The organism is Arthrobacter sp. P1_H7, from assembly GCF_056405215.1.
Genome location: NZ_JBFUCO010000012.1, coordinates 70179 through 88300, shown reverse-complemented (window position 1 = coordinate 88300; position 18122 = coordinate 70179). Strand labels below are relative to the sequence as shown.

Sequence of the window (18122 nt, the reverse complement as noted above, 5' to 3'; positions counted from 1 at the left end):
GTGGACGGTTCCGGGACTACGAAGGGGTATGAACGAACTTGTCGAGCCAAGAACATGCGTCGCCGGCGCCGCTGGGCGTGGGGATCCTGGGTGCCGGCCCCGTCACGCAGGCGATCCACCTCCCGTCCCTCGCCAGGCTGCGGGACATCCTGGAAGTCCGTCACATCATGGACGTCGACCCGGCGGTCGCCGAATCCGTGGCCGCCCGGGTCGGGGCCCGCTTCAGTACCAGCACGGAGGAGCTTCTGGCGGATCCCGCGGTCGAAATCGTCGCGATCTGCAGCCCGCACCAGTTCCACGCCGTCCAGGTGATCGCCGCCTGCCGCGCCGGCAAGAAGGCTGTCCTGTGTGAAAAGCCCTTTGCCATGAACGGCGAGGAAGCCGCGGCCATCGCCGCCGTGTCCGCCGAAACGGGGGTGCCGATCGTCGTCGGCGCCATGCACACCTTTGACCCGGGCTGGCTGGCGGCGGAAGCTGCCTGGGGCAGCCTGCCGGAACAGGTCCACACCGTCCGGTCCTCGATCGTCCTGCCGCCCAACCCCCGCTTCGAGGACTTTGCGACCGAGATCGTGGGCCGCGCCCCCGCCGCGCCCTCCGCCGCCGCCGGCAAGGCTTCCGGCCCTGATTTCGCCGCCGTGAAAGCCATGCTCACCGGCGGCGTCATGGGCCTGGCCATCCACGACCTGCCTCTGGTCCGCCGGTTCGCCCCGGATTTCCGGGATGTCGAGGTCCTGCACGCGCAGACCGTCCTGCCATTCGGCTACGTCATCTCGCTGCGGGCAGGCGCGGTGACCATCGAACTCCGCGCCGCGATGAACGGTACCTGGGAGCCGTCCTGGACGTTCGAGGCCATCGGCGACGACGCCTCCCTGTCTATCGATTTCACTCCGTCCTACGTCCACGCCGGGTCGGCGACCGCCCGGATCCGGACCGCCGCCAGCACGACGGTCCTGGGCCCCTTCGGCCACAACGGTTACGAGGGCGAATGGCGCAAACTCGCCGAAATCGCCAACGGCACCGGAACGGCCCCCCGCCCGGAGACGCTGATCCACGATCTGGAATTCGCCCTCGCGATCGCCGACGCCGCCGCCGCTTGCGTCGATGCCGGCGACGCCGCCTACGAGGAGGCCCGCGCATGAGCACCCCGCTCTTGGTCCAGGCCAACCCGGACGCCGAACAGGGCGGCACCGTCGGCGCCGTCGTCGCATCCCTGCCGGTTTCCTTCGCCCCGGCCGACGGCGGGCCGGACGTCGTCGCCCTCGCCGGCACAGCCGGCTGGACCGCTGCCGCCACCGAAGCGGTCCGCAGCGGAGTCCGCGGCGTCGTCGTCGTTGATCCTGTGGCGGAAGACCCCGCGGCGCTGGCCGCGGCAGCCGCCAGGGCGGGCACCGCGGTGGTCCTTGACCAGACATGGGCGTCAAACCCCATCCTCGCGGAGTCCCAGGCCGCGGTCCGGACGGCCATCGCCGACGCCCTGGCCGACGCCGTGCTGCTGGACTCCGTGGCGTGGGGCGTCCCCGGAACCGACCCGGAGGTGCTGCTCACCCGGCATCTTGGCACGGTCCTGGCCGTCGGTGTGGAGCTGAAAGACCTTCGGGTCATCCAGCGCAACGCCAACGGCTACACCGTGATCGGCAGCCTCCCGGGCGGGGCGCCGGCGGCCCTGCAGGGCATCACCACGTCCTCGCTCCCCGCAACGGCCACAGTTTCGGTCCTGACCTCGACCGGAAGGGCGGACATCACCCTCCCGGACGCCTCTGCAGGCTGGCCGGCGGAGGTCCGGTCGGTCACCGCCGCCGGGGCCGCCACGTTCCCCACCATCTACGAATCGGCCCACCGGCACAGCTGGAGGCGGCTCCGCGCCGCCGTCGACTCCGGCGCCCCGGAGGCCGACCTGGAACGGTTTGCCGCCTTGACGGAACTCGTCGGGCAGCTCCACGACTCACCGCGTTCACCGCAACAACCGCACTAACTCCCTTATCTGTCTTATCTGTCTTATCTGCCCTAACTGCACTGCCAGCAAGTCCTTCCGCATCAACTCACTGTCGAGAAGACCGTCCGCGACGCCGCGGCCCGGTCATGAAAGGAAATCATCGTGACGATCAAGTCCTCTGTTACCTCCACCGCATTCTCCCGCCGGGGATTCCTGGGCTTTGCCGCAGCCGCGGCCAGCGCACCGCTCCTCGCAGCGTGCGGCGGCGGCTCCGCATCCCAGTCCGGGGGCGGCAGCGGCGTCATCAAGTTCTGGGACATGCCGTGGGCCACGCCGGCCTACAACGACGCCGCCAAGAAGATCGCAGAGGGCTACGCGCCGGCCTCGGGCAACCTCAAGGCCAGCTACCAGACCATCCAGTGGAACAACTTCTACCAGACGTTCTCCTCGGCCATCGCCTCCAAGACCGGACCGGCGGTGTCCACCGGCGGCGGCTTCCAGGCCTTCCAGTTTGAGCAGCAGGGCCAGATCGCCTACGCGGACAAGGTAGTGGAGGAACTGAAGAAGAACGGCATGTACGACGACTTCCTGCCGGGCGTCCTGGATCCCTTCAAGTCGGACAAGGGCTACGTGGCAGTCCCATGGCAGCTGGACATGCGCGTGTTCTGGTACCGGAAGTCGCTGTTCGAGAAGGCCGGAGTGGCCCTCCCCACCGACTGGCCGACCCTGCTGGAGGCGGGCAAGGCACTGAAGAAGATCGGCGCCTTCGGCTTCACCACCGGCTCCGGTGCCGGCAACAATTACGGCAACCACTCCATGATCATGATGATGGTGAACAACGGCGGCGGTGTGTTCAATAAGGACGGCGAACTGGACGTCATGAACGACCGCAACGTCGAGGCCATCGAGTTCGTCTCGGAACTCGTCTCCAACGGCATCGTGGACCCCGCCGCGGTCAGCTACACCACCGACAACATGTCCGCCCAGTGGAAGGACAAAAAGGCAGGCTTCGGCCTGTTCCAGGTCAACGTCCCGCAGCGCGTCGGCGACACCTCGGGAGACCTTCTTGTCGCGGACCCCATCACGGGCCCGCACGGGGACAAGGCCACGATTGTCTTCCCCAACAACATCATGATGTACACAAACACGCCCTCGCAGGCATCGTCCGAGGCCTTCCTGGTCGCCTACCTGGGGCAGTTGAAGCAGCTGTGGCAGCAGAAGCTGATGTCCGCCCTGCCTGTGTTCAAGTCCATCACCGAGCTCCCCGAGTTTGCCAACGACCCCAACAACGTCAAGATCGTCAAGGAATGGCAGCCCATCGCCAAGACGTTCGCCTCGCAGGGCAACACGCTCAATGCCAACCTTGCCGTGCTCGACGGCGGCCAGGCCCTTAACCAGTTCACGCAGACCATCCTCACGGGCAAGACCGACGCCAAGTCCGCACTGCAGACGTTCCAGTCCGGACTGCAATCCGTCCTGAAGAAGTAAGCGGACCTTCCATGGCATTGACCACAGCCCAGACCGGCCTGAGCCGGGGCCCCCCCGGCGGGCCCGGCAAGCCCGCAAACCGCAAGAGCAAGCTCAGCTCGCAGACCCGCAAGACCTTCTTCTGGCTCCTGCTGCCCTCCGTCATCCTGCTCGTGCTGATCCACGGCTACCCGCTCGTGTACGCCGGGGTGCAGGCCACGCATGACGGGTCCCTGATCGAGACCGGCGAATTCGTCGGCCTGGAAAACTTCGCCAACGTCCTGGCCTCCGACGCCTTCTGGAAGGCCGCCCGCTTCACGCTCCTGTTCACGATCGTGGGAGTCTTCGGCTCCTGGCTCCTCGGTCTGGGCCTGGCCCTGCTGCTGCGCACCAAGATCCCGGCCGGCGGACTCTTCAAGATCCTCCTGCTCCTGCCGTGGGTGGTCCCGATCGTGGTGTCCTCCACCGCCTGGAACTGGCTGGTGGGCACACCGGACAGCCTCGTCCCGAGCATTTTCCGGAACCTCGGCCTGGGAACCCCGCTGTTCCTGGCGGATCCGACCCTCGCGGCCATCACCGTCATGGTGTTCAAGGTCTGGATCAGCTTCCCGTTCATGATGATGATGACCTCGGCGGCCCTGGCGTCCGTGGACACCACCGTCTACGAGGCCGCCAGCATGGACGGCGCCAGCCGCTGGCAGCAGTTCAGCCAGATCACGCTGCCCCTGATCGCCCGGTCCACGTACATCAGCTGGATCCTCATGACGATCTTCTGTGTGAACGACTTCCCCACCATCTATCTGCTCACCGGCGGCGGACCCGTGGACGCCACCACTTCCCTCGTGGTGCTGGCCTACCGGACCGTGTTCCAGGACTTCCAGACCGGACCCGGCGTCGCGATCGCCTTCCTTATGACAATTACCCTCGTGGTGGTCTCGGTCATGCTGTACCGCCAGATCCGAAAGTCGAGCGTCGAATAATGAGCGCAGTAGTCCACGCCCACCCCCAGTCCGGCCCTGTCCTCGGCGTCGCCGACACCGGCAAGCCCAACCGTTCCTTGTCCGACGCCGGCCTGCGCGGCCGCTGGTGGCGCTTCGCCCTGATCCTGGCCATCACCGCCGTCGTGCTCGTTCCCATCATGGTCACGGTCGTACTCGCCTTCACCCCCGGACCCACCAGCACAGCCACAGGCTTCACGCTGGAGAACTTCGGCTCCGTATTCTCCGAGACGCTCGCCTCGACCTGGCTGCAGAACAGCCTCATCACCACGCTCAGCACGGTGGTGGTCGCGGTAGCCGTCGCTGCCCCGGCAGGCTATGTCCTCTCCCGCGGCCGCAGCAAGGCAGTCTCCGGCTACTCGCTGCTCCTGTTCGTCATGCAGTCGCTGCCCATCATCACCTCGGTGGTGCCGCTGTTCATCCTGTTCGCCGGGATGGGCCTGGTGGACAACCTGATGGGCCTGACCATCATCTACGTCGGTTCGACCATGACCGTGGCCACCTGGATGATGGCCGCCTACTTCGATTCCATCCCCATCAGCCTGGAGGAAGCCTCCTGGATCGACGGCTGCTCGGTCTTCGGCAGCTTCACGAAGGTGGTGCTGCGGAACTCGCTCCCGGGCGTTCTCTCCACCGCGATCTTCGCCTTCCTGCTGGCCTGGAACGACTACCTGGTTGCCATCGTGTTCCTGCGCTCCACAGAAATCTTCACCCTGCCCATGGGCGTGCAGTCCTTCTTCCAGCAGAATCAAACTGACTGGACATCCGTAATGGCCTTGGCTGTGATCATGATGCTCCCGCCCATCATCGTCTTCGCCGCCCTGAACAAGTACTTCAGCGTCGGCGGCATCGGCGGATCCCTCGCCGGCCGCTAGGCACTGAACCCCGACGCCGGCCGGCTAACCGCCGGGCGGCCCACCTCCTTGAGAACCACCGACTCCCCGCAAAGGAACGCAATTTCCTACTCAATCCAGCTGTACACCCTCCGCAACGCCCTCCAGGAAGACTTGCCCGGCACCATCAGGCGAGTCGCCGAGCTCGGCTTCACCCAGGTTGAGCCCTACAACTTCGTGGCCACGACCGCTGAGCTCGGCGCCGCGCTGAAGGAGAACGGCCTGACCGCGCCGTCCGGCCACGCCCCGCTGCTGAGCCAGGACCAGGACGAAATCTTCGCCGCGGCCAAGGAGCTGGGCATCACCACGGTGATCGATCCCTACCTCCCGGCCGAGCACTGGCAGTCGGCCGAGGACATCCAGGCCACCGCCGCGAAGCTCAACGCCGCCGCCAAGAAGGGCGCCGGGTACGGCATCCGCGTCGGCTACCACAACCACGCCTGGGAGCTGGAGTCCAGCATCGAGGGCCAGACGGCGCTGGAGTACTTCGCCGGGCTGCTGGACCCGGAACTCGTCCTGGAAGTGGACACCTACTGGGCAGCAGTCGGCGGCCAGGACCCGGTGCAGCTGCTGCAGCGCCTGGGCGACCGGGTCAGGTTCATCCACATCAAGGACGGCCCCGTCTCCACGGACACCAAGGCGCAGCAGCCGGCCGGGCAGGGCAAGATCGCCGTGTGGGACGTCATCGCCGCGGCGCAGTCCCTCGAAGTCGGCGTCGTGGAATTCGACGACTACTCCGGCGACATCTTCGAGGGCATCGCCCAGTCCCTGGGCTACCTGCAGAGCGGTTCCGCCAGCGCGCAGGGCGTGAACGCATGAGCGCCGCAGCGAACCGTGTACCGGCAACCCGTGTGACCGGCCGCGGTCCGGTGGGCGTCGCCGTCATCGGCGCCGGCAACATCAGCAAGCAGTACCTGGACAACCTGACCGTCTTCCCCGACCTTAAGGTCCACGTGATCGCCGATCTCTTCGAAGAGGCGGCCGAGGCGCGGGCCAAGGAATACGGCATTGCCGAATGGGGCGGGGTGGACGCCGCCCTGAACCACCCCGACGTCGAAATCATCGTCAACCTGACCATCCCTGCCGCGCACGTGGAAGTGGCCACGGCCGCCGTCAATGCCGGCAAACACGTCTGGACGGAAAAGCCGTTCTCGCTGGACCGCGAATCGGGCCTGGGCCTGCTGAAAACGGCCGACGCCGCCGGGCTGCGGCTGGGCTGCGCCCCGGACACGTTCCTGGGCTCCGGGCTGCAGACCGCGCGGCGGCTGATCGAACGCGGCGACATCGGCACCCCGCTGACGGCCATGACCACGTTCCAGACGCCCGGGCCGGAATCCTGGCACCCCAACCCCGCGTTCCTCTTCCAGCACGGCGCCGGGCCCCTGTTCGACATGGGCCCGTACTACCTCACGGCCCTGGTGCAGACGTTCGGCTCTGTGCGCCGCGTGGCCGCGACCGGTTCCAAGGCCAAGGCGGTCCGGGTCATCGGTACCGGGCCCAAGGCGGGCGAGGAATTCACGGTCGAGGTCCCCACCCACGTCTCCGCCATGGCCCAGTTCGAGTCCGGCGCGTCCTCCCACAGCGTGTTCAGCTTCGAGTCCCCGCGGCTGCGGATGGGCTTCGTGGAGATCACCGGGACCGAGGCCACCATTTCGCTGCCGGATCCGAACTACTTCGACGGCGACATCAGGCTTTGGCGCGCCGGCGACGAGGAATGGACCGTTATTCCGGCCTCCGGCCCCAGCCAGGGCCGCGGCATGGGCGTGCTGGACATGGCCCGCTCCATCCGCGCCGGCGTCCCGCACCGCGCCACCGGCAACCTCGCCTACCACGTCCTGGACACCATGGTCTCGATCTCCGAGTCGGTCGATTCCGGCACGTTCATCGATGTGGAAAGCTCCGCCCCCACCTCCGCAGCCCTCCCCGAGGACTGGGACCCCACCGCTTCCACACTCTAGGAACCAGCAATGAACTCCCAAGAAACCAGCCCCGGCCCTCCCCCTTTGGGCGTGGCCATGATCGGGTACGCGTTCATGGGCAAAGCCCACTCCAACGCCTGGCGCAATGTTGCCAGCTACTTCGATGTCCCGGCCTTCGAACGGCGCGTCCTGGTCGGCCGCGACCGGGACGGCGTCGCCGAGGCGGCCGCAAAGTACGGCTGGGCCGAGTCCGCCACGGACTGGCGCGCGGTGATCGCCCGCGATGACATCCAGATCGTGGACATCTGCGCGCCGGGGTTCATGCACGCGGAAATCGCCATCGCAGCGCTGGCCGCCGGCAAGCACGTCCTCGTCGAAAAGCCGCTGGCGAATACCCTGGCCGAGGCCGAGGCCATGGCGGCGGCGGCCCGTGCTGCACGGGACATCGGGGTGCAGTCCATGATCGGCTTCAACTACCGGCGGGTCCCGGCCCTGGCGCTGGCCCGGGAGCTGATCGCGGAGGGCCGGCTCGGCACCGTCCGGCACGTCCGCGCGGCCTACCTGCAGGACTGGCTCGTGGACCCGAACTCGCCCATGACCTGGCGGCTGAACAAGGAAACCGCCGGGTCCGGGGCCCTCGGGGACATCGCCTCCCACGCGATCGATCAGGTGCTGTTCCTCCTGGGCGAGCAGGTCACCGAGGTCTCCGGACGCCTGCACACCTTCACCCCTCAGCGTCCCGGCGCTGCCGGGCTGGAGGACGTGACGGTCGACGACGCCGCCTGGGCCACGCTGACCCTCGCCTCCGGGGCCATCGCCTCCGTCGAGGTCTCCCGGGTGGCCACCGGGCGGAAGAACTCGCTCACGCTGGAGATCTATGGCGACAAGGGAGCTCTGCTGTTCGACCTGGAGGATCTGAACGAGCTCGGCTTCCTGGACGCCACACTGCCGGTCCGCGAACAGGGCTTCCGCCGGATCCTCGTCAACGAACCCGAGCACCCCTACCTGGAAGCATGGTGGCCGCAGGGCCACGTGATCGGCTGGGAACACACGTTCACGCACGAGATCCGCGACTTCCTCGTCGCGGTGGGCACCGGGACCCAGCCCTCGCCGTCGTTCGAGGACGGCCTGGCCGTCCAGCGGATCCTCGCCGCCGTGGAGGAAAGCGCCGCGGCCAAAAGTTCGCTCATCCAGCTCACCCCGTCTGCACGGACTTCCCAAACGATTACCGAAGGAGCCTGACATGCCCCGCCCGTACACCCTGTTCACCGGCCAGTGGGCCGACCTGCCCTTCGAGGAAGTCGCCCGCCTGGCCTCCGGCTGGGGCTACGACGGCCTGGAAATCGCCGTCTCCGGCGACCACCTGGATGCCTGGCGCTGGGACGAACCCGGCTACGTCGAGTCCAAGCTGGCCGTCCTGGAGAAGTACAACCTCAAGGTCTGGGCCATCTCCAACCACCTCAAGGGCCAGGCCGTGTGCGATGACCCGATCGACTTCCGGCACGAGGCCATCGTCGGGGCGCGCGTGTGGGGCGACGGCGAGCCTGAGGGCGTCCGCCAGCGCGCGGCTGAGGAAATGAAACACACCGCCCGGCTCGCCAAGGCCCTCGGCGTGGACACCGTGGTCGGGTTCACCGGATCCTCCATCTGGCAGTACGTCGCGATGTTCCCGCCCGTGCCGGAGAAGGTCATCGAAGCCGGCTACCAGGACTTCGCGGACCGCTGGAACCCCATCCTGGACGTCTTCGACGAAAACGGTGTCCGCTTCGCCCACGAGGTCCACCCCTCCGAGATCGCCTACGACTACTGGACCACCGTCCGGACCCTCGAGGCGATCGGGCACCGCGAGGCCTTCGGGCTGAACTGGGACCCGTCCCACTTCATGTGGCAGGGCATCGACCCGGTCTCCTTCATCTGGGACTTCAAGGACCGGATCTACCACGTGGACTGCAAGGACACCAAGCTCCGCCCCACCGGCCGGAACACCGTCATGGGCTCGCACCTGCCCTGGGGCGACCCGCGCCGCGGCTGGGACTTCGTCTCGGCCGGCCGCGGGGACGTGCCCTGGGAATCGTCCTTCCGCGCCCTGACCGCAATCGGCTACGACGGCCCCATCTCGATCGAATGGGAGGACGCGGGCATGGACCGGCTCCACGGCGCCCCCGAAGCCCTCGCCGCGCTCAAGAAGTTCGACTTCCCGGCCTCGAACACCTCCTTCGACGCCGCCTTCAAGCAGTAGCGGGGCGCCGCAGGTCAGGATTCGCTACGTTTCCGGACAGCCGCGGCGAAACCGGTCCGGTGCGCCGCGGATCCGCGCTGCGCCGGACCGATTGCGTGGCCCTGGTCCGATGTCGTAGCGAAAACTCAACCGTCCACAAAGTTGTCATCGTCAGGAGCTTCGAGTGCCGGAAATCCCGGAAAACACCAACGCACCGCGGGAACTGCGGCCGGGCCAGCGCTGCGAGGTGTGGATCGCGTCCGTCACAGGTGAGCGCGAGCTCGTGTTCACCACCCGGGACGTGCTCCTGGAGGCGCCGAACTGGACACGTGACGGCGCGGCATTCATCCTGAACGGCGCCGGGAAGCTGTGGCGCTTCGACGTCGGGAGCCGGGCGATCAGTCAGGTGCCCCTCACCGGGGTCCCTGACCTGAACAACGACCACGTGCTGACGCCGGACGGCACCGGCATCTACCTCTCGGCGAACGATGGCCACATTTACCGTGCGGCGCTTGGCGGCGGCGCGGCAACCCGCCTTACCGCAGACGACGGGTACTTCCACTTCCTCCACGGTGTGAGCCCGGACGGCGACGAACTGGCCTACGTGGGCATCGAGGCCGGCGATTTCACGCAGCCAGGCAGGCTCATGACCATCCCGGCCGGCGGTGGCGCCGCCACCCTGCTGAACGTGGACGGTCATTGCGACGGGCCGGAGTACGCTCCGGACGGCGACTGGCTCTACTTCAACACCGAAGCCTTCACCGGTTCATCCGGCCACGCCCAACTTGCCCGTGTGCGCGTTGACGGAAGCGCCATCGAGCGCTTGGCCGAGAGCGACACCGTCGACTGGTTCCCGCACCTGTCACCCAACGGGCGCTTGGCCAGCTACATCCGGTTCCCCGGCGGCGCGGTGGGCCACCCCGCGGACCTGCCGGTCGACGTCGTGCTGGTCTCAACCGGAGACTGGACCACACCGCTGCACTGCTGGCCCCTGTTTGGCGGCCAGGGCACCCGCAACGTCAACAGCTGGTCCCCGGACTCCACCCGGTTCGCCTACGTCGCCTACCCGTTTAACTGACCTCCCGGCGCCGAACACCTCCCTAGTGCAAGTTCCGCCGACTGTTGACATGGGACTCCGAGCGGTCGGATGCTGAGCTGATCCGGTATTGCTGACCCCTCGGTGCGGCTCTGCGCATCGAGCAGGTGCAGGAAAATTCCCCCTCCTCGTGCGACCGAGCGGAGAGATAGTAAAAAGGAGCACCCCCATGCACATCGATATGCCGACCCGGGACGACGTGGAACGGCTGGCCGCCGCGCGCGATCCACACAGCGTCACCGTGTATCTTTCGACGAGCAGCGTCCCGGCCCATTCGGAGGACAATCAGTCCCGAGCCCGGTCCTTGTTCAGTTCCGCCGTCGAACAGCTCCGCGAAGCGGGAAGCAACGACGCGGTCGTCGCGATAGAAACGTTTCTCGACGAGCTGCTGGGATCCCCGGAATTCTGGTTTGAGATGGGGCGGAGCCTGGCCATCTTCGTGACGCCGACTTCGATTCTCGAGTTCCGTTTGCCCAACGATCTCGAAGACCACGTGAGCGTCGCCGATCGCTTCGCCATCACACCGCTGCTCCGTGCCCTCACCTTCCCCAACGCGGCGCTCGTGCTCGCCATCTCACAGAACGGGGCACGGCTCATCGAGGTCACGGCGGACCGACCGGCCGAAGAGGTCACGGTACCGGGCATGCCACAGGATGCAGCCAGTGCCGTCGGGCTCGAATCGATCGGCGGCCGCTCCCACTTCGGGCGGCTGCATGGCGACGAGGGACGAAAGGTACGGCTGGCCCAGTACGCCCGTTCCGTCGACCACGTGCTTCGTCCCTTGTTGAACGGGCAGTCCCTGCCGCTGGTGATCGCTGCGACGGAGCCGCTCGCGAGCATCTACCGCAACCTCGCAGGATACGCCCACCTCGCGTCCGAGGGCATCGAGGGGAACCCCGATGAACTGACCCCGGCCCAATTGGCGGAAGCGGCGCGTGGCGTACTCGACCGGATCTATGCGGCCGATCTTATTGCCCTGCAAACGACGTTTGAAGAGCGCCGCCCCAGCGGCCGCGGCACCGCCGACCTCAGCGACTTGGCGCGGGCCGCCGCCTTCGGCGCCATTGCGACGCTCGCCGTGGACATGGATGCCAGAGTCAACGGTGCTGTCGGAGACGACGGCGCGCTCACCCTGGACGGGGACACCGGACAGGACGTGGTCGAGGAAATCGCCCGCCGGGCCCTCGGCTCGGGCGCCCGGGTCCTCGCTGTGCGCCGATCCGACATGCCGGAAAATGTGGAGGCCGTCGGAATCCTCCGCTACGCCATCTGATATGTAGCCCTGCCCCCCCAAACCACGCCATTCCTTATTGATGCCCGGGCCCCGCCGCGGACTAGGGTTTTAGCTATGACGCACCAGATCCGGACAGCCACCGCGGACGACGCCGGGAGGCTGGCTGCGCTCGCGGCCGTCACCTTCCCGCTGGCGTGCCCGCCGGAGTCCCGACCGGAGGACATCGCGGCCCACCTGGCCAGCACCCTGAGCGAGGCCAATTTCCGTGCCTATCTGGCCGATCCCGAGGTAACCGTGCTGGTGATCGACGCCGACGGCGAGCTCCGCGGCTACAGCCTGCTGGTGGCCCGCCCCGCCCAGGACCCGGAGGTGGCCGCTGTCCTGAGCGAACTGCCGTGCACCGAGCTCAGCAAGTGCTACGTCCACCCGGAGCACCACGGGCTCGGCGCCTCGGCCGAACTGATGCACGCCAGCATCGGCTCGGCAGCGGCGGCCGGCGCCCGCGGGATCTGGCTCGGCGTGAACAGCCAAAACGCCCGGGCCATCCGGTTCTACGAGAAGTCCGGTTTCCGCAAGGTCGGCACCAAGTCCTTCCGGCTGGGCGACACCGTCGAACACGACTTCGTGATGGAGCGCCCGGTCACACCGTGACGAAGCCGACAGCCCGCCGGGGAATGGACCCGGCGGCGGCGCGGTTGTCGCGGGCATGAAGATTGAGATCTGGTCCGACGTCGCCTGCCCCTGGTGCTACATCGGCAAACGCCGATTCGAAACCGCCCTCGCGGCCTTCCCGCACCGCGATTCCGTGGAGGTGCAGTGGCGCAGCTACCAGCTGGACCCCACGCTCCCGGAGCATTACGACGGCACCGAACTGGACTACCTCAGCACCCGCAAGGGGATGGCTCCGGCGCAGGTATCGCAGATGTTCGAGCACGTGGCGGCCCAGGCCAAGGGCGAGGGGCTGAACTACCGGTTCGACGCCGTCGTGGTGGCCAACAGCTTCACGGCCCACCGGCTGATCCACCTCGCCGCCGCCCACGGCCAGCAGGACGCCGCGAAGGAACGCCTGCTCAGCGACCACTTCGAGCACGGCCAAGACATCGGCAGCCAGGACTACCTGACCGCCTTGGGCCTGGACCTCGGACTCGACGCCGGCGACCTGGCGGAACTGTTCAGCACCGACGCCTACGCCGACGACGTCCGCCACGACATCGCCGAGGCCCGCGCCCTGGGCATCAGCGGCGTCCCGTTCTTCGTGATTGACCGGAAGTTCGGGCTCTCCGGCGCCCAGCCCGCGGAGACCTTCAGCGCGGCCCTCGAGCAGGCGTGGCAGGACAGCCACCCGCTGGTCATGGTGAGCGCCGCCGGGGGATCCGATGCGGGTGCCGCCGGCGCGGATGCCGCCGGAACGGATAGTGCCGCGGGTGCGTGCGGCCCGGACGGCTGCCCCATCTGAGCCCGGCATCGTCGAAGTCGCCGGAAACTCCCGGATTCGCCGGAAATTTCCGGCGACTCGGGGCGATTCCGGCGAACTCCCGGCACTGGCGGCATCCTGCGGCTTCGGGCGGCCCGGCCTAGAGTGAATCATGAACACTTCGGCCGGACCGGACGGGCCCCGGACCTCCCTGTTTACGGACCACTATGAGCTGACGATGTTCCAGGCGGCGCTGCACTCCGGTGCGGCACACCGCCGGTCCGTGTTCCAGGCCTTCGCCCGGGGGCTGCCGGACGGGCGCAGGTACGGGATCGTGGCCGGCACCGGCCGGCTCCTGGAGGGTATCGCGGGCTTCCGTTTCGACCAGGACGACCTCGATTTTCTGGCCGGAACCGGGGTGGTCCATGAGGACACGCTGGAGCACCTGGCCGCCTTCCGGTTCTCCGGCGACATCTGGGGCTATCCGGAAGGGGAAGCCTTTTTCCCGCACTCCCCCGTCCTGATCGTCGAATCGACGTTCGCCGAGGCCTGCGTCCTGGAGACCTACGTTCTGTCGGTGCTGAACCATGACAGCGCCATCGCCTCGGCCGCTTCCCGGATGATCAGTGCCGCCGGCGGCAGGCCCTGCATTGAGATGGGCTCCCGTCGCACGCATGAGGAAGCGGCCGCCGCGGCGGCCCGCGCGGCCGTGATCGCCGGCTTTTCCGGCACGTCCAACCTGGCCGCCGGGCGGCGCTACGGCCTGCGGACCATCGGCACCGCGGCCCATTCCTTTACGCTGGTCCACGATTCCGAGCGCGAGGCCTTCGCAGCGCAGCTGGCCTCCCTTGGGGCCGGCACCACGTTTCTCGTGGACACGTACGACGTCGAAGCGGCGGTCCGCACCGCCGTCGACCTCGCCGGAGACAAACTCGGCGCCATCCGGCTGGACTCCGGAGACCTCTTGGCCCAGGCGCGGTGGGTCCGCGAACTCCTGGACAGCCTCGGCAACGTACACACCAGAATCGTGGTGACCTCGGACCTGGACGAATTCTCCGTCGCCGCGCTCCGCTCTGCCCCGGCCGATTCTTATGGCATCGGCACGTCGCTGGTGACCGGATCCGGGGCGCCCACGGCCGGGATGGTCTACAAGCTGGTGAGCCGGGCCGGGGACTCCGGTGAGCTGACTGCCGTGGCGAAGACCTCGAAGGACAAGATCAACGTGGGCGGGCGCAAGTTTGCCGTGCGCCGCCTCGACGACCGCGGGACCGCCACCCACGAGGTCCTCGGTGTGGGCCACCCGCCGGCCGCAGGAAGAAAGGGACGTCCCCTCCTGCAGCAGTTCATGAAAGACGGCGAAATCCTGCCCGGCTGGACCGGCCCGGACGCGGTGGGGCGGGCGCGGGACCGGCACACGGCCTCCATGGCGGAGCTGCCCCGGGTGGTGGACAGACTGCAGCCCGGCGAGCCGGCCATCCCCACCGTCTACGAATAAAGCCCGCCAAGGCGACGCAATACCCGCGTCTCCTTCTTGGGGGCCGAAACCTAGTCTGACGTCCGGTGCAGGACAAAGATGCCGCCGTATGCGGGCTGGTCCGATCGCTGCCGATCGCTGCCGGTGTATTCGCTCAGCACAGCGTGGATACGCGTGGTGAGGTCTTCAACATCTTCCTCGGAGAGGTGCAGGACGAAGCGTGAGAGGCTGGCGAGTGCATCCGGCCCTGCTTCCGTCAGCTCTTCCCGGAACGCCTCGAGCGGTGCCAGCGGACCGGCGGGACCGGCTTCACCCAGTGCGGTGTCCAGCTTCCAAGACCGCCCCGTGGAACGATACGGCTTCTCCAGCGCGCCGCTCTCTCCCGTGCGGACCCCGGCGGGTTCAAGGAATCCCGTTGAGAGCAACTGCCGCACGTGATAGAGCACCGTCCCCGGATCCTGGCCCAGCCGGTCTGCGAGTTGTTTGTTGGTCAGTTCGTGAAGCCCGCACAGGCGCAGGATCCTCAGGCGCAGCGGATGGGCCAACGCCTTGATCTCCCGGGCGCTCGCGACGGGTCTTTGCTGGTCCGCGCTCGCCTGCTCTGCGTCCGTCATGCCCCAATCCTACAATCCGATGTACTAGATTCAACCACCTTGAATTTTCTCAATCGCTATGGAATGGTCCACCTATGACCAATCACGCTGTGCAGGAACGGCATCGTGCGCCGCTGGGTGCGTCCTACTGGAAGCTGTGGACCTCATCCGGGCTCTCCAACCTCGCGGACGGCGTCTTTAAGATCGCGCTGCCGCTGCTGGCCATTCAGTTCACCCAGTCACCCACCCTCGTTGCCGGACTGAGCGTCGCAGCGACGCTTCCCTGGCTCCTCTTCGCCCTCACTGCCGGCGCGCTGGCCGACCGGCTGGACCGGCGCAAGCTCATGTTGTGGGCCAACCTCAGCCGGGCGATGCTGCCCGCCTTGCTGGCCGCCGTCGTTGTGCTGGATTTGGGCTCCATGTGGGCTCTGTACGTTGTCGCACTGATGGTGGGTGTGGCTGAAACGCTCTACGACACCTCCGCGCAGTCGATCATGCCCCAGCTGGTGCACAGGGATCAGCTGTCGCGCGCCAACGGCCGGCTCTACGCCGTCGAGCTCACCACCAACCAGTTCATTGGTCCCCCGCTGGGCGGGCTGCTGGTGGCCGTCGGCGTCGTTGCGGGCGTCGCCGTGCCGGCGGCATTGTGGCTTGCCGCTCTCGGCGGACTGCTCCTAGTCCCGGGGGCTTTTCGCACAGAACGTGAGCGGAAGACGACACTGCGATTCGACATTGGTGAGGGTCTGCGGTTCCTCTGGAACCAGAAGATCCTGCGCACACTCGCGGTGATGACCGGGGTGTTCAACTTCGCATCCAGCGCGGCATTCGCGGTCTTGGTGCTGTTTGCCGTGGGCCCGGCTTCACAGATGGGGCTGTCCGAAGTGGGGTTCGGCCTGCTCTTGACCACCTCCGCGCTCGGCGCCTTCGTTGGCTCGTTCATCTCCGAACGGGTGGAGGCCAGGCTGGGCCGGTCGAAGTCCCTGATGCTCACGATCTTCGGGGCCGCGCTGTTCGTTGGTGCGCCCGCCATGACCGACAATCCCTATGTTCTTGGCTCAATTTTCTTTGTGGGCGGCATGCTGATCGTGCTTTGGAACGTCATCACGGTATCCCTGCGCCAGCGCATTACTCCCAACCGCTTGCTGGGCAGAGTCAACAGCGCCTACCGCTTGCTGGCCTGGGGCACCATGCCGCTCGGTGCAGCAGCCGGCGGCGTCCTGGCCCAATGGCTGGGCCTGCAGGTCATGTTCGGCATCATGGGAGTGCTGACCCTAGCGCTGCTGGGGATGATGCCCGTCCTCACGGACAAGGCAATTGCCGCGGCCGACGTCGAATCCTAGGTTACTGCCTTCCGGAGAGGTCTGGGGCAGGACGGTTCCTGCCCCAGCAGCTTGTGAAGGCGAGTTGCGGGTGGTGTTTCGAAGTGGTGTTTCGAAGTGTTGTTGCGATGATGATCGACCCGACGACGAAGGCGAGGCCGACCAGGGGGATGGTGGCGACGCCGAAGGAGTCAAGGGTGACGCCTCCGACGGTCGCACCGGCGGCGAAGCCGGCCTGGGCGAGGAGCACGCCGATGCTGGTTGCTGTTTGGGGGGAGCGGCGGGATCGGTGAGGGGCGCGGCGGATTTGGTCATGGTCTTCCTGCTTCTTGGGAAGGGGGCGGGACTCCGGCCCGGAGGCGGACGGGGAGGGGCGCGGGTCGGGCATCCGCGCCCCTTGCTCGGTGTTGAGTCGCTGTCAGCTGTCGATCGATGCCATGTTGGCCTCGTCGTGGCGTTCCCCCGCAGCGGGCCGGAGCGTGTCCAGCCGCTCGAGCTGGTCACGGGTGAGTTCGATGCCGTCGGCCGCGGTGTTCTCCTCGACCCGGGAGACCCGGCGGGTGCCGGGGATCGGGGCGATGTCGATCCCGCGGGTCAGCAGCCACGCGAGGGCGGTCTGCGCGGGGGTCGCGCCGATCTCGGCGCCGATGGCCTTTACCTCGTCGACGATCGCGAGGTTGCGGCGGAAGTTCTCGCCCGTGAACCGCGGGTTGGTTTTGCGCCAGTCGTCATCGGCGAAGTCGTCGACGGAGCGGATCTGGCCGGTCAGCAGCCCGTGTCCGAGCGGCGAATACGGCACGAAACCAATTCCGAGGTCGCGCAGCAGCGGCAGGATCTCCGCCTCCACGTCCCGGGTCCACAGCGAGTACTCCGTCTGCAATGCCGAGACCGGCTGCACGGCGTGTGCCCGGCGGATGGTCTCCGGCGAGGCCTCGGACAGCCCGAAGTGCAGCACCTTGCCCTCGGCGATCAGGTCCGAAACCGCGCCGGCAGTCTCCTCGATCGGGGTGTTCCGGTCGATCCGGTGCTGGTAGTACAGGTCGATGTGGTCGGTGCCGAGGCGCCTGAGGGAGCCATCGACGGCGGCCTTCACGTTCGCCGCGCTGCTGTCGACCACGCCGGGGCCGCCGCCGGCATGGGAGACCAGGCCGAACTTCGTTGCGATCTTGACCTGGTCGCGGCGTCCCTTGACGGCCTGGCCGACGATCTCCTCGCTCAGGAACGGCCCGTAGATCTCCGCGGTGTCGATGTGGGTGACCCCGAGGTCGAGGGCCCGGTGGACGGTGCGGATCGACTCCGCGTTATCCAGGGCGCCCTCGCTGGTGTAGGTGCCGGCCATGGTCATGGCGCCGAGCCCGATGCGGGAGACTTCCAGGCCTCCGAGGCGTGCGTTCTTCATGTTGTGCTTCCTTTGGGTGTGGTTCCCGAGACTGGGACGTGGGCATGGCCCACAGCCCGGCAAGGGGTTTTGGGCAGCCGGCAGCCATTGGCGTCCAGCGGGTATGTGCGGACCTGGTGGACGACGGCGGGAGGCTCCCGCCGTCGTCCGCTTGCGTAGGTGTCA

Annotated in this window: 18 protein-coding genes; 15 read left to right on the top strand and 3 right to left on the bottom strand. The window is 67.5% G+C overall.

The features are described from left to right. Nucleotides 1-38: 38 nt before the first annotated feature. The 14 genes from AC1DXI_RS13735 to AC1DXI_RS13670 all read left to right on the top strand — a co-directional run bounded on the left by AC1DXI_RS13735 (nt 39) and on the right by AC1DXI_RS13670 (nt 14667). A complete protein-coding gene (locus tag AC1DXI_RS13735; RefSeq protein ID WP_476939098.1) occupies nt 39-1139 on the top strand; it encodes a Gfo/Idh/MocA family protein in 1101 nt (366 codons plus the stop codon). Next, nucleotides 1136-1972, top strand: coding sequence for a hypothetical protein (locus AC1DXI_RS13730; protein WP_476939097.1), 837 nt, complete (start codon nt 1136-1138; stop codon nt 1970-1972). The genes AC1DXI_RS13735 and AC1DXI_RS13730 overlap by 4 nt, the downstream gene beginning before the upstream one ends. Before the next feature lie 123 nt (nt 1973-2095). After that, complete coding sequence (locus tag AC1DXI_RS13725) at nt 2096-3421, top strand: ABC transporter substrate-binding protein (RefSeq protein ID WP_018774365.1); 1326 nt, start codon at nt 2096-2098, stop codon at nt 3419-3421. An 11-nt stretch (nt 3422-3432) separates the two neighbouring features. After that, nucleotides 3433-4380 (top strand): carbohydrate ABC transporter permease, encoded by a 948-nt coding sequence (locus tag AC1DXI_RS13720; RefSeq protein ID WP_476939096.1) that lies wholly within the window; start codon nt 3433-3435, stop codon nt 4378-4380. Then, nucleotides 4380-5273 carry a carbohydrate ABC transporter permease gene (locus AC1DXI_RS13715; RefSeq protein ID WP_018774367.1) on the top strand — a complete coding sequence of 298 codons (894 nt, stop codon included), beginning with the start codon at nt 4380-4382 and terminating at the stop codon, nt 5271-5273. Before AC1DXI_RS13720 ends, AC1DXI_RS13715 begins: the two co-directional genes overlap by 1 nt. Nucleotides 5274-5354: 81 nt before the next feature. Next, a complete protein-coding gene (locus tag AC1DXI_RS13710; protein WP_476939187.1) occupies nt 5355-6110 on the top strand; it encodes a sugar phosphate isomerase/epimerase family protein in 756 nt (251 codons plus the stop codon). Further along, a complete protein-coding gene (locus AC1DXI_RS13705; RefSeq protein WP_476939095.1) occupies nt 6107-7249 on the top strand; it encodes a Gfo/Idh/MocA family protein in 1143 nt (380 codons plus the stop codon). Before AC1DXI_RS13710 ends, AC1DXI_RS13705 begins: the two co-directional genes overlap by 4 nt. 9 nt (nt 7250-7258) lie before the next feature. Continuing rightward, nucleotides 7259-8452 (top strand): Gfo/Idh/MocA family protein, encoded by a 1194-nt coding sequence (locus tag AC1DXI_RS13700; RefSeq protein ID WP_476939094.1) that lies wholly within the window; start codon nt 7259-7261, stop codon nt 8450-8452. A gap of 1 nt (nt 8453) precedes the next feature. Further along, entirely contained in the window at nt 8454-9449 is a 996-nt protein-coding gene (locus AC1DXI_RS13695; RefSeq protein ID WP_476939093.1) for a sugar phosphate isomerase/epimerase family protein, read from the top strand. A 163-nt stretch (nt 9450-9612) separates the two neighbouring features. Then, nucleotides 9613-10506 carry a TolB family protein gene (locus tag AC1DXI_RS13690; protein WP_476939092.1) on the top strand — a complete coding sequence of 298 codons (894 nt, stop codon included), beginning with the start codon at nt 9613-9615 and terminating at the stop codon, nt 10504-10506. Between the two features lie 187 nt (nt 10507-10693). After that, nucleotides 10694-11797 carry a baeRF11 domain-containing protein gene (locus tag AC1DXI_RS13685; RefSeq protein WP_476939091.1) on the top strand — a complete coding sequence of 368 codons (1104 nt, stop codon included), beginning with the start codon at nt 10694-10696 and terminating at the stop codon, nt 11795-11797. Nucleotides 11798-11872: 75 nt separating this feature from the next. After that, entirely contained in the window at nt 11873-12409 is a 537-nt protein-coding gene (locus AC1DXI_RS13680) for an N-acetyltransferase family protein (protein WP_476939090.1), read from the top strand. A 55-nt stretch (nt 12410-12464) separates the two neighbouring features. Next, nucleotides 12465-13214: a DsbA family oxidoreductase gene (locus tag AC1DXI_RS13675; protein ID WP_476939089.1), complete on the top strand. Its 750-nt coding sequence runs from the start codon at nt 12465-12467 to the stop codon at nt 13212-13214. A 130-nt stretch (nt 13215-13344) separates the two neighbouring features. Continuing rightward, nucleotides 13345-14667: a nicotinate phosphoribosyltransferase gene (locus AC1DXI_RS13670; protein WP_476939088.1), complete on the top strand. Its 1323-nt coding sequence runs from the start codon at nt 13345-13347 to the stop codon at nt 14665-14667. 50 nt (nt 14668-14717) lie between these two features. Here the strand turns inward: AC1DXI_RS13670 and AC1DXI_RS13665 are convergent, their stop codons facing one another. Continuing rightward, nucleotides 14718-15260 carry an ArsR/SmtB family transcription factor gene (locus AC1DXI_RS13665; protein WP_476939087.1) on the bottom strand — a complete coding sequence of 181 codons (543 nt, stop codon included), beginning with the start codon at nt 15258-15260 and terminating at the stop codon, nt 14718-14720. Between the two features lie 74 nt (nt 15261-15334). Here AC1DXI_RS13665 and AC1DXI_RS13660 point away from each other — a divergent pair, with 74 nt between their 5' ends. Then, the gene (locus AC1DXI_RS13660; protein ID WP_476939086.1) at nt 15335-16579 is read left to right on the top strand and encodes an MFS transporter; all 1245 of its coding nucleotides are present in this window, start codon (nt 15335-15337) and stop codon (nt 16577-16579) included. Nucleotide 16580: 1 nt separating this feature from the next. Here the strand turns inward: AC1DXI_RS13660 and AC1DXI_RS13655 are convergent, their stop codons facing one another. After that, complete coding sequence (locus tag AC1DXI_RS13655) at nt 16581-16946, bottom strand: hypothetical protein (RefSeq protein WP_476939085.1); 366 nt, start codon at nt 16944-16946, stop codon at nt 16581-16583. 30 nt (nt 16947-16976) lie between these two features. After that, on the bottom strand, nt 16977-17957 hold the full coding sequence (locus tag AC1DXI_RS13650) for an aldo/keto reductase (RefSeq protein ID WP_476939084.1): 981 nt from the start codon (nt 17955-17957) through the stop codon (nt 16977-16979). Between the last annotated feature and the right edge of the window lie 165 nt (nt 17958-18122).